The 12471-nt window shown below is 59.5% G+C and carries 8 protein-coding genes; 5 read left to right on the top strand and 3 right to left on the bottom strand.

The genetic code is table 11. The features are described from left to right. The first annotated feature begins 18 nt into the window (after positions 1-18). Positions 19-4557 carry a CHASE domain-containing protein gene (locus FQ192_RS09740; RefSeq protein WP_149658424.1) on the top strand — a complete coding sequence of 1513 codons (4539 nt, stop codon included), beginning with the start codon at positions 19-21 and terminating at the stop codon, positions 4555-4557. Then, on the top strand, positions 4557-5504 hold the full coding sequence (locus tag FQ192_RS09735) for a diguanylate cyclase (RefSeq protein ID WP_149658423.1): 948 nt from the start codon (positions 4557-4559) through the stop codon (positions 5502-5504). Before FQ192_RS09740 ends, FQ192_RS09735 begins: the two co-directional genes overlap by 1 nt. Positions 5505-5594: 90 nt before the next feature. Here FQ192_RS09735 and FQ192_RS09730 read toward each other — a convergent pair whose 3' ends face one another. After that, entirely contained in the window at positions 5595-7544 is a 1950-nt protein-coding gene (locus tag FQ192_RS09730; protein ID WP_149658422.1) for a DNA topoisomerase III, read from the bottom strand. Between the two features lie 173 nt (positions 7545-7717). On the opposite strand from FQ192_RS09730, the gene FQ192_RS09720 reads away from it, so the two are divergent. Further along, a complete protein-coding gene (locus FQ192_RS09720) occupies positions 7718-8377 on the top strand; it encodes a LysR substrate-binding domain-containing protein (protein WP_256672241.1) in 660 nt (219 codons plus the stop codon). A 15-nt stretch (positions 8378-8392) separates the two neighbouring features. On the opposite strand, the gene FQ192_RS09715 is transcribed toward FQ192_RS09720, so the two are convergent. Then, complete coding sequence (locus FQ192_RS09715) at positions 8393-8722, bottom strand: DHCW motif cupin fold protein (RefSeq protein ID WP_149658420.1); 330 nt, start codon at positions 8720-8722, stop codon at positions 8393-8395. A gap of 54 nt (positions 8723-8776) precedes the next feature. Continuing rightward, on the bottom strand, positions 8777-9703 hold the full coding sequence (locus tag FQ192_RS09710; RefSeq protein WP_372242336.1) for an AraC family transcriptional regulator N-terminal domain-containing protein: 927 nt from the start codon (positions 9701-9703) through the stop codon (positions 8777-8779). A 173-nt stretch (positions 9704-9876) separates the two neighbouring features. On the opposite strand from FQ192_RS09710, the gene FQ192_RS09705 reads away from it, so the two are divergent. Continuing rightward, on the top strand, positions 9877-10710 hold the full coding sequence (locus tag FQ192_RS09705) for an oxidoreductase (protein ID WP_149658418.1): 834 nt from the start codon (positions 9877-9879) through the stop codon (positions 10708-10710). Positions 10711-10858: 148 nt separating this feature from the next. Then, positions 10859-12268 carry a serralysin family metalloprotease gene (locus FQ192_RS09700; RefSeq protein WP_149658417.1) on the top strand — a complete coding sequence of 470 codons (1410 nt, stop codon included), beginning with the start codon at positions 10859-10861 and terminating at the stop codon, positions 12266-12268. The last annotated feature ends 203 nt before the right edge of the window (positions 12269-12471 follow it).

Raw genomic sequence — 12471 nt, 5'->3', positions numbered from 1 at the left:
GTCTTCTGCAACGGGGCAATGCGGGTGAGAAAGCATAAGTTTTTTGCATTGAGCTGGGGAGTGGTCATCACTCTGGCGGTGGGGGCGGGGGCAAGCATTCTAGGCGGCTGGATCCTTGACCGCGTTAACCAACAGCAGGCTCAAGAAGCGATCGTAGCGGCCACCGACGAAGCCGCAGATTTGGTTTTAACTCGCCTTAATCTTTACCAATACGGATTGCGGGGCGCTCGTGGAGCGGTGCTGACGGCGGGTGAGCATGGCGTCAGTCGTGAGATTTTTGATCAATATAATCAAACGCGCGACCTCGCTGTCGAGTTCCCCGGCGCAAGTGCCTTGGGCTTTATCAGGCGTGTCCTGGAGCAGGATGAAAGCGACTTTCTCAAGCATGCCCGGGCCGACGGAAAAGCGGATTTCTCCATTCGCCAATTCTCACCCCATTCAGGCGAGCGTTACGTTGTCCAGTATGTCGACCCTGTTGAGGGTAACCAGCCCGCAATTGGCTTGGACATCGCTTCGGAAACATCGCGGCGAGAGGCTGCACAATCCTCGATACAAAGCGGTGCGGCACGGATCACTGGGCCCATAACGCTTATACAGGCCCAGGGGAAACCGCAGCAGTCCTTCCTGGTGTTGTTACCCATCTTTCGTGGCGCAGTGACTCCGGCAACTGCTGCTGAACGCGAGGCCGCCGCTTTTGGCTGGAGCTATGTCGTGTTGCGCACGGAGGAGGTACTCAGAGGCCTGCGCATAGAAAATGAGACGGTACATCTACGATTAAGGGATATCACCGTCCCAGGACAAGAGACGCTGTTTTATGAAAGCACCGACGACTCGGCTCGCCGTGAAACACTGATGACCCATCAGATGGAGTTCGAGGTCTACGGGAGACGGTGGAAAATCGAACTCGACGCAAACGCGCTGTTCATTCAGCGCCTACACCAGGTCTCACCAAAAGTTGTGCTGTTTTTCGGTGGTTTGCTCACGCTGCTTCTGGCGACCCTGGCGAGTGTCGTGAGCGTCAGCCGTCAACGTCGGCGGCAGATATTTGCCGAGCAGGCAAGGCTGGCTTCCATCGTTGAAAGTTCGGCAGATGGCATTATCGGAAAGACACTCGATGGCGTCGTCACCAACTGGAACAAAGGTGCCGAGTACCTATTTGGGTACACCGCCGAGGAAGCGGTGGGGCAGACGCTCGCCGATTTGATTGTTCCGGCAGCACTTGTCACCGAGGAAGCTCATATCCTTGCGCGCATCAGGGCGGGAGAGCGTATCGGTAGCTTTGACACCCAACGCCATCACAAAGACCAGCGACTGATCGATGTCTCCGCCAGCATTTCACCCATTTATGGCGAGGGTGGTCGCGTCGTTGGGGCCTCCAAGACCTTAAGGGATATCTCGGAGAAAAAAGCAGCTGAGGCCCAGATTCTGGAACTCAATTCCAACCTTGAGGAGCAGGTTGCGCAGCGAACGTCCGAGTTGCGGCATCTCAATCTGCTGTTGGGCACGGTGCTACGCTCGGCTACCGAGGTTTCGATCATTGCGACGGATCTCGATGGCGTTATCAGAGTGTTCAACAAAGGTGCCGAGCATTTGTTGGGTTATGACGCCGAGGAGTTAGTAGGCAAAGACACCCCGGCGCTCTTCCATGTACCCGAAGACGTGGCTGCCCGTGGTGTAGAGCTGAGCGAGGAGTACGCTCAGCCCATCATCGGTTTTCGTGTGCTTACCCATAAACCTGAGCTTGAAGGCGCAGAAACCCGAGAGTGGACTTACATACGCAAGGATGGTTTGCGGGTTCCTGTCACGCTGGTGGTCACTTCCATGCGCGACGCCGAGGGGGGGTTGAGCGGTTACCTGGGTATCGCCGTAGACATTACCGAACGTAAAGCGGCAGAAAAGGAACTGGCTGCGAGCCTGAAGACAACACTGGAACAACGCAGCGAACTGATGGCGGTGCACGATCAGTTGCTGATGGCGGCTGAAGTGGCCGAACTGGGCGTCTGGTCCTGGACCTTGACTGACAATGCCTTGAAGTGGAATGACCGCATGTTTGAGTTCTACGGGCAGCCTTTGTCGTTGCGCAATACCGGCCTGGGTTATGAGCACTGGTACTCGCGTGTTCACCCAGATGATGTTGTGGCCGCGGCTGCAAAGTTGAAGGGTGCTGTCGAGGGCACGGATGTGTATGACACCATTTTCCGTGTCGTTCGCCCCGACGGCCAGACCCGTTTCATACAGGCCGGCGCGCAGATAGAACGCGGTCCGGGCGGTGAAGCTTTGCGCGTGACCGGTATCAATCGGGACATCACTGCCCAGCGCGAACTCGAGTCCCATCTGCTTCACGCCAAGGAACAGGCCGATGCAGGAAGTGCGGCCAAGTCTGCCTTCCTGGCCAACATGAGTCATGAGATACGCACACCGATGAACGCCGTGCTGGGTATGTTGCAGTTGGTGCAGAACACCGACCTGGATGGTCGCCAACTCGATTATGTGAGCAAAGCGCAGTCCGCAGCGAGATCACTGTTGGGTTTGCTCAATGACATCCTCGATTACTCCAAGATTGAGGCGGGCAAACTGCAACTCGATGTGCATCCCTTCGAGCTCGAAACGCTCATGCGTGACCTCGCCGTCGTGCTGGCAGGCAACCAGGGCCAGAAAGAAGTCGAGGTCATGTTCGACCTGGACTCCAATTTACCCAACGATCTGATTGGCGATAGCCTGCGACTGCAACAGGTGCTGATCAACCTGGCGGGTAATGCCCTCAAGTTCACTTTGGAAGGCCAGATCGTGGTCAGCGTTGAACAACGGCTGCGCACGGAAAACACTGTGAGCTTGCGCATCGCCGTTTCTGATACGGGTATCGGTATCAGCCCGGAACAACTTCAGCGTATTTTTGAAGGATTCACTCAGGCCGAGGCTTCAACTTCCCGGCGCTTTGGTGGTACAGGCCTGGGCCTGGTGATCTGCAAGCGGTTGGTCGCGTTAATGGGCGGTGAACTTCAGGTGCAAAGCCAGCAAGGTGTGGGGAGTCGTTTCTGGTTCGATATCACTCTGGATGTAGCGCCAGCGTCTCTGCCGAAATCCACCCACCCTGAAGCCGATGCGTCCATACGGATTCTGGTCGTCGACGACAACGCCATGGCGGGTGAATTGCTGTTGCGAACCGTTCATGCCTTGGGATGGAAAGCTGACCGCGTGAGTGGTGGCACGCAAGCGGTGGAATGGGTGAAGAAAGCCCAGGCGTCAGGTAATGCCTACGACGTGGTGCTGATGGACTGGCGGATGTCCGATATGGATGGGCTGAGCGCTGCGCAATTGATCCATCAGCAGGGTAACGGTGTGCCACCGCCGGTAGTCATTATGATCACTGCTTACGGCCGCGAAGTATTGGCCGACGCCCACCAGGCGGGAGAAGCTTCCTTTGTGGGTTTTCTCACTAAACCTGTCACTCCCAAGCAGCTGGCCGATGCTGTTGAGCTTGCACTCAACGGCAAAGACCTGCTGCATTCCCCCCTTTCCCGGTCAACGGTTGACCGGCCCCGGCGTCTGGCCGGGCTGCGGCTGTTGGTGGTGGAGGACAATATGCTCAATCGCCAGGTTGCCGATGAGTTACTGACAAGGGAAGGCGCGGAGGTGAGGCTGGCGGAAGGCGGACTGGAAGGTGTTAGCAAGGTGATGAGTGAGCGCTTCGACGTCGTATTGATGGATATCCAGATGCCGGATATTGATGGCTTGGAGGCGACCCGTCGCATTCGATCAAACCCGCGTTTTGCAACGCTTCCGATCGTGGCGATGACCGCCAATGCCTCCAATAGCGACCGTGAGGCGTGTTTTGCCGCAGGGATGAATGAGCATGTTGGCAAGCCCATCGACCTGGAACAACTTGTCGCAACGCTGCTCTTGCAGGTGGGCCGTGAGGGCATCCAGGCAGTTTCAGGCCTGGGGCAAACCATGATGGGCGAAGGCATTATGGATTCCCGGGCGTCAATCGTTGATCGTTTTGGTGGCGACCTCGATTTGATCCGCATCGTGCTGAAAAACTTCGGCCCGGAGCTGGAAAAACAGCTGATCCGGTTGCACGAACAGATCCAGCAACAAGACGCAGCGGGGGCCGCTTTCGTGCTCCATACCATTAAAGGCAGCAGCGGCACCATGGGGGCCAAGGCGCTGTCAATGCTGGCTGGTAATCTGGAGCACAGATTAAAAGATCCAGCGTCTGCGGCGGACATCTTTGCTGACGTCGCCTGGTTTGACGAATTAAGCAGGTTACTGCAACTCAGTCTTGAGCAGATGACTGTCGACTTTGGTCAGAGCCCTCCAGCAAAGATCAGTACTGGCAACGAAATCATGAAACCGACACAGTGGAAGCAATCCCTTGAAGAGATTTTGCTATTGCTGGAGGCGGGTAATCTTCAAGCCCTGGAATTGACCGAAGCATTGGTGGCAAAAACCCCGCCATCACTGCGACCCCGGTTCGACGAATTGGTGACCAGGGTCCAGTCGCTGGACTTTTCGGCCGCGATGCCGATCGGTCGTGACCTGCTGAGATCTGCCTGATGAAACAATCGATGGAAACCTGGTTGCCGCATCCCCACAGCCGTCCAAAATTGCTCATTGTCGATGATCAGCCGACGAATATCCGGGTACTGCATGAGCTGTTTCGTGAGGACTCTGATGTCTTTATGGCCACCAGTGGTGAACAGGCGATCACCGTATGCCAGGCTCAACAGCCTGATTTGATACTGCTGGATGTGGTCATGGAGGGCATGGACGGGTATGAAGTATGCCGTCGACTCAAGGCTGACCCGGCCACCCAAGGCATTCCCATCATCTTCATTACCGCACAGCAACAGGAGTCAGAGGAGCTGCTGGGCCTGGAGCTGGGTGCGGTGGATTTCATCAGCAAACCCATCAATCCAGTTATTGTTAAAGCTCGGGTGCGAACACATCTGACCCTGAAGTTACAGAGCGATCTGCTACGGACCATGGCGCTGATGGATGGCCTTACCGGGGTGGCCAATCGGCGCAAATTCGATGAGGACCTTTCCGCCGATTGGCGCCAGTGCTTTCGAGAGCAAAAGCCGCTGTCGCTGATCCTGGCGGATGTCGATTTTTTTAAACGCTACAACGATCGATATGGGCACCAGGCTGGAGACGGCTGTCTGAGAGCCGTTGCCCAGGCATTAGCTGAAACGGTTAGACGCCCCTACGATCTGCTGGCTCGATATGGCGGCGAAGAGTTTGCCTGCGTTTTGCCCAATACTGATCTTTCTGGAGCGGTCGAGATTGCGACACGAATGCAAGCGTGTGTCAGGGCATTGGATATCGAGCACTCTGCGTCTGATGTTGATCGTGTGGTGACTATTTCACTAGGCGTCGCCACATTGACACCCTCGGGTGATCTTGATTTCCAGGCCTTGATAGAAGCAGCAGACAAGCAACTCTACGAAGCGAAGAGCGCTGGCCGGGGAAGGGTCTGCTCATCTTCAATGGCGCCCGGTTAAGGCGCCCTTTTGCTGAGTCTTAAAGGCAAGTGTTGAATCAAGAGCTTGCGTCAATCTAAAACGCCCCGTTGTTGCCTGGCTGCGCACCCATTACGCTTTGCTCGCTGGTTTGGCGGCGCGCTTGGCGCCGGTCGCCGGTTTGCGCGCCGTGGCCTTGCGTTTTTTCTTCCACGGCGTGGCGCCGCGACCGGCCGGGCTCGCCGGGCCGCTGATGGTCATGCTCAGGCCGGCGCAACGGGCGACTTGCTTGCTCATCCACGCGGCCTGTTTGGTGACGAATTCCTCCAGGCTCATTTCACCGCTTTGCACCATGTCCAGGGCCTGTTCCCAGATCGCGGTGGTGCCCGGATCGGCGATGGCCCGCGGTACGGCGTCAATCAGGCTGAACGCTGCCGGCGTTGCGGCCAGGGCCTTGCCATTCTTCACCAGGTAGCCCCGGTCGAGCAGGCCCTGGATGATCGAGGCGCGGGTCGCTTCGGTGCCGATCCCGGTGGTGTCCTTGAGTTTCTGCTTGAGCAGCGGGTCTTCCACCAGTTTGGCGACGTTCTTCATCGCCTTGATCAGGTCGCCCTCGGTGAATGGCTTGGGTGGTTGAGTCCAGAGATCCTTGAGTTTGACCTCGTCCACCGCGCAATCCCTTCCTTCAGCCAGTGTCGGCAAGGTTTGCGGCGCTGGCGCCTCACGGCCCTTGGCCGGGGCGAGGGCTTCGGGCAGGGCACGTTTCCAGCCCGGTTCGACGATCTGCTTGCCCACGGCGCGCAAGGCTTCACCGGCACAGTCGAAGTCGGCCTGGGTGCGGTCATATTCATGGTTGGGCAGGAACTGCGCCAGATAACGTGCGCGGATCAAGGTGTAGACCGCCCGCTGCTTGCCAACCAGCCGTTCGAGGTTTTTCGCGGCGGCGGTGGGGATGATGCCGTGGTGCGCGCTGACCTTGGCATCGTTCCAGGCCCGTGAGCAGCGTTGAGGCTGCAGATGCTCGTTCAACGCGTTCAGGCTCGGATCGGCCTGGCGCAGCGCCGCGAGAATACCGGGAGCTTCGCTGTGCTGGCTGACGGGCAGGAACCCGCAATCGCTGCGCGGGTAAGTGATGACTTTGTGGGTTTCGTAGAGCGCCTGGGCGATATCGAGGGTTTCCTGGGCGCCGAGGCCAAGTTTCTTCGAGCAGACTTCCTGCAAGGTGCCCAGATCGAACGGCAACGGCGCGATTTCTCGCATGCGCTCGGTGCGCAGCTTGATCACCCGGGCGCTCGCCGCGCCGCTCATCGCCGCTGCCGCTTGCTGCGCCAGGGCCTGATTCAGACAGCGATCCTGATCGTCACACACATCGGAAGCTGCACGCCACTGGGCGGTGAATGCGGTGCCATCGTGCAGCAGTTGCACGTCGATGGCCCAATAGGCGACGGGGACGAAATCGGCAATGCTGCGATCCCGATCCACCACCAGGCGCAAGGTCGGCGTTTGCACGCGACCCACCGGCAGCACCCCTTGATAACCGGACTGCCGGCCCAGCAGGGTGAACAGCCGACTCATGTTCATGCCGATCAGCCAGTCGGCCCGGGAACGGCCCAGCGCCGAATGATAGAGACTGAAGGTTTCGGCCCCCGGCTTGAGCGCCGCCAAGGCCTTGCGGATCGACGCATCGTCCAACGCCGACAGCCACAACCGCTGGATCGGCCCGCGATAACGGCAATGCTCCACCAGTTCCCGAGCGATCATCTCGCCCTCACGGTCGGCGTCGGTGGCGATTACCAGCTCTGTGGCTTCGCCGAGCAAGCGTTTGACCGCTTTGTACTGGCTGGCGGTGCGCGGTTTGACGGTCATCTTCCACTTTTCGGGGATGATTGGCAGGTCCGCCAGCACCCAGCGCTTGTAGCGCGCGTCGTAGGCATCCGGCGGAGCGGTTTCCAGCAGATGGCCGATGCACCAGGTCACCGTGACGTTCGTTCCCAGCCAGCAACCGTCGCCCCGGCGCTTGGCGCCGAGCACAGCCGCGATGTCTTTGGCCTGGGAAGGTTTTTCACAGAGGTACAGCTGCATAACCACCATCGTTCAAGTCGGTTTGAAGAAGGCGTACAGAATGCGCAGGGATTTTGATTGGGGCAACCTTTATCTGTATGGATATACAGATAAAAGGTTGCTGACGATGACGAAGCCTAGGCCGAAGCTTCAGTGCTGGCGACGGCTTTCCAACCGGCCAATGGTGTCAGGAAGTGCAACTCGAACCGGCGTTCGGTGAAAGCCCAGCGACCGTCTCGCCGCTGCGCGTCAGCCTGCCGATGATCGCCAAACCCTTTGTGTCGATTTTCGGCGAGTTTCAATCGCGCTATCCGCAGATTCAGCTCGACCTTGAATTCACGGATCGCCTGACCGATGTCATCACCGAAGGCTTCGACGCGGTCATCCGCAGCGGCGTGCCCAGGGACTCCGGGCTATCCGCGCGGCCGTTGGGCACTTATCGGATGCTCACGGTCGGATCGCCCGCCTACCTGGCTCGCCACGGTGTGCCGCAGCAGCCGGAAGATCTGCACCAGCATGCCTGCATCCATTTCCGCTTTCCCAAGTCCGGCAAGTTGCAGGCGTGGCTGTTCAATCGGGACGATCAGCCCGTTGAGCTGGAACTGCCGCGCTCCATGATTTGCAATTCGGTGGAAGGACGCATGGACCTCGCCATTCAAGGCCTCGGCCTGACGTATGCCGCCGACTTTGTGGTGTGCGAGGCCCTGGCCGATGGCCGGTTGGTGGAGGTGCTGGAGGACTTCACCTGGGAGAAGGGCCAGTTCAATCTGCTCTGGCCGTCCGGGCGGCAGGTGCCGCCGAAGTTGCGGGTGTTTATTGAGTTTTTTGTCGCGAACATGCCGTTGACGCGATGACCGTTGCGCTGGCTGTCAGTCGACGATAAACAATCGCGCACCAACGGCCGTCGAGGATCGATGGGCCTCGGCGTTGTCCGCCACCTGATAACTCATGCCAGGTGTAAGGACGAATTGGCGACCATCCTCCAGCTCGGTATGCAGTTCGCCTTCAAGACAAAACAGCACATGGCCCTTGGAGCACCAGTGATCGGCCAGGTAGCCCGGCGTGTACTCGACGATGCGCACCCGAATCGCCCCGAACTGCTGGGTGCGCCATAACGCACTGCCGGTTTCTCCCGGGTGTTCGGTAGGTGGGATCTGCGACCAGTCGGTGGTGCCGAAGGGGATGTTTGCAATGTCCATTTTGCGCTCCAGAGGTTGGGGTATTTCGCTGTGATGGCCCGGCACTTTAACCGCTCAATGCGACGACACAAACACCGAATTTTCTACCGGCGGCGGCAGCGCAAACGCACCTTTCATCCGCGCCACTTCCTCGGTAGGCGTGCGGCCAAACAGCCTTTTGAATTCGCGACTGAACTGCGAGCCGCTTTCATACCCGACGTCCGCAGCCGCCCGCGCCACGCTGTAGCCGTTGCGCACCATCAACAGCCGCGCCTGGTGCAGGCGTGTGGATTTCAGGTACTGCATGGGCGAGGTGTGGGTGACGGCTTTGAAGTGCGCGTGGAAGGTCGGCACGCTCATGTTCGCTTGCGCGGCCAGGTGTTCGACGTCGAGCCGCTCGCCGAGGCTGCCGTGGATTTTGCGCAGGGCCCGGGAGATGCGTCCGAATTGCCCGCGCGCGGCGAGGGCTGCGCGCATTGACCCGCCCTGGGCGCCGGTGAGGATTCGATAGTAGATTTCCCGCACCAGCGCCGGCCCAAGCAGGCGACCGTCCAGTGGCGAGTCGAGGGCTTCCAGCAGGCGCAGCACCGATTGGCTCAGGCGCGGTTCCATCGGCGAGGCATACATGCCTTTGGGGGCGGCGACGGGTTGGTCGTCGAGTTGCAGCATCAGGTCGGCGGCGAGGTTGAAATCCAGATGAAAATAGATCGCCAGCAGCGGCTCCTCGGCACTGGCGTCGGTTTCCATGGTGAACGGCACCGGCACCGCAACCGCCAGATAGTGTTGGGCGTCGTAGAGGTACGTCGCATCGCCCCAGTACCCGCGTTTGCGGCCCTGACAGACGATGACGATACCCGGATCATAGAGCACCGGCGTGCGTTCCAGCGCCCGGTTGGAGCGCAGCAAACGCACATCGGCCAGGGCCGTGAGGTTGTAACCCTCATCCGGGGCGAGTTTCGCCAGCAGCGCAATCGTCTGTATCTGGCAATCGTTTTGATCTATACCTGAGTCGCTCAAAAGACCTTTCCGCTCGATAACACAAGGCTCGAATGTGAACCGCTGCGAGCCGCAAATCAATCGCCTCATAGGATTAGGCAAAAGCCCCACAGTAATCGGCGTTCAGCCGTCGCCGTGGCCGCCCTATCATGGCCAACACATCACAGGAGAACGCGACCATGACGACCACCAAAACCCTCTTCATCACCGGCGTCAGCAGTGGCTTCGGCCAGGCGCTGGCTAACGAAGCTCTGGCCGCAGGCCACCGGGTGATCGGCACCGTGCGCAGCGAAACGGCGCGCATCGAGTTTGAACAGCACCCGTCGAAAAACGCTTTCGGCCGCTGCCTGGATGTCACCGACTTCAGCGCCATCGACGCGGTCGTCGCTGAAGTCGAAAACACCCTCGGTCCGGTGGACGTGCTGGTCAACAACGCCGGTTACGGCGATGAAGGGATTTTCGAGGAATCGGCGCTGGAAGAGATGCGCCAACAGTTCGATGTCAACGTGTTCGGCGCCGTGGCCGTGACCAAGGCGTTCGTGCCGTTCTTCCGTCAGCGTCGGGCCGGGCACATCATCAACATCACTTCCATGGGCGGCTTTATCACCATGCCCGGCATTGCCTATTACTGCGGCAGCAAGTTTGCCCTGGAAGGGGTATCAGACACCTTGAGCAAAGAACTCAAACCGTTCGGCATCGCGGTCACGGCGGTGGCGCCGGGCTCGTTTCGCACCGATTGGGCCGGACGCTCGATGCGCCGCTCCGAGCGCAGCATCGCCGACTATGACGCGACCTTCGACCCGATCCGCATGGCGCGCCAGGCCAAGAGCGGCAAGCAGTTGGGCGACCCGGTCAAAGCCGCCCAGGCCATGTTGACCTTGATTGCCAGCGACGCACCGCCAGCGCATTTGTTGCTCGGCAGCGATGCGCTGCAACGGGTGCGCGAACGCCTGGCAAGCATGACCCGGGAGATTGACGCGTGGGAGGCGTTGACTCGCTCCACGGACGGTTGAACCCCAGGGCTATCGAGAAATTGATTAGCGCCACGTATCAAGCTGTGTCAGTTTCACCGCGCCTGCAATGGGGCGAGTGACAGGACGATCTCGCCAAGGGATCGCCGTGGTCTGTCGAAACTGACTACTTTGAACAAGGACGTAAACCATGTCTCAAGCAAAAGCCCGGACCAGTGACGCCTACTCGACCGTCGATACGTTCAGCCACTTGTACGACCGTGGCGGCAGCGCACTGATCAACGGCAAGCCGTCGTTCACTGCCGACCAGGCGGCGGACCAGATCCTGCGCAAAGGCGCGTCCTGGCACGATCAGAATGCCGACGGCAAGATCGACCTCAGCTACACCTTCCTGACCTCGAAACCGGGCAACTACAACCCGGCCCTCGGCACGTTCGGCGAATTCAGCGCCCAGCAAAAGGCCCAGGCGGTGCTGGCGATGCAATCCTGGTCGGACGTGGCCAATGTCACTTTCCGCGAAGGCGCCGGTGGTGATGGTCACATGACCTTCGGCAACTACAGCAACAACACCGGCGGCGCGGCGTTCGCCTATCTGCCCCAGGGCAGCCAGTACGACGGCCAGTCCTGGTACATGATCAACGACCAATACCAGGTCAACAAAACCCCGGACACCAACAACTACGGGCGCCAGACCCTGACCCACGAAATCGGCCACACCCTGGGCCTGTCGCACCCGGGCGTCTACAACGCCGGCAACGGCAACCCGACCTACAACGACGTGACCTATGCCCAGGACACCCGTGGCTACAGCCTCATGAGCTACTGGAGTGAAAGCAACACCCACCAGAACTTCAGCAAGGACGGCAGCGGCGCCTATGCCTCGGCCCCGTTGCTCGACGACATCGTGGCGGTGCAGAAACTCTACGGCGCCAACCTTGAAACCCGCGCCAGCGACACGGTCTACGGCTTCAATTCCAACGCCGAACGCGACTTCTACAGCGCCACCTCGGCCGCCTCGAAAGTGGTGTTTTCGGTGTGGGATGGCGGCGGTAACGACACCCTGGACTTCTCCGGTTTCAGCCAGAACCAGAAGATCAACCTCAACGAAGGCGCGTTCTCTGACGTGGGCGGTCTGGTCGGCAACGTTTCCATCGCGCATGGCGTGACCCTGGAAAATGCCATCGGTGGTTCGGGCAATGACCTGCTGATCGGCAACGCTGCAGCGAACGGTCTGGAAGGCGGGGCGGGCAACGATATCCTTTACGGTGCCGGTGGCGGTGATTCGTTGTGGGGCGGCGCCGGGGCGGACACCTTTGTGTTCGGCGCCGCCAGCGATTCGACCATGACCGCGCCGGACTGGATCATGGATTTCACCAGCGGCCAGGACAAGATCGACCTGTCGGGCATCGCCGAATTTGCCTCGGGTAATGCGATGTTGAATTTCGTCAGCGGTTTCACCGGGCACGCGGGCGACGCGATCCTGACCTGGTTTGCCGAGACTAATCAGACCAGTTTGATGGTCGATTTGACCGGCCATGGCGCGGTGGATTTCGCGGTGGGGATGGTGGGGCAGGCAGTGGCGAACGATATCGTCGCTTGATGTGAGGCAAGATCAAGAGATCGCAGCCTTCGGCAGCGCCTACGCGCCTGTGGGCGCTGCTGCAGGCTGCGATCTTTTGATTTTGTGATCCCGTTCGGCTGCGAAGCCGTCGCGATGGCGAAACATGGGTTATACCTGACAGTCGTGGTCCAAGGTTTTGGGTCTGCTTCCCCGCCCAGCCCGTAGGAGCAAAGCTTGCTCGC

The sequence above is a fragment of the Pseudomonas sp. ANT_J12 genome (assembly GCF_008370045.1).
Classification (GTDB): Bacteria; Pseudomonadota; Gammaproteobacteria; order Pseudomonadales; family Pseudomonadaceae; genus Aquipseudomonas.
This window is presented reverse-complemented; position numbering and strand designations above follow the sequence as displayed.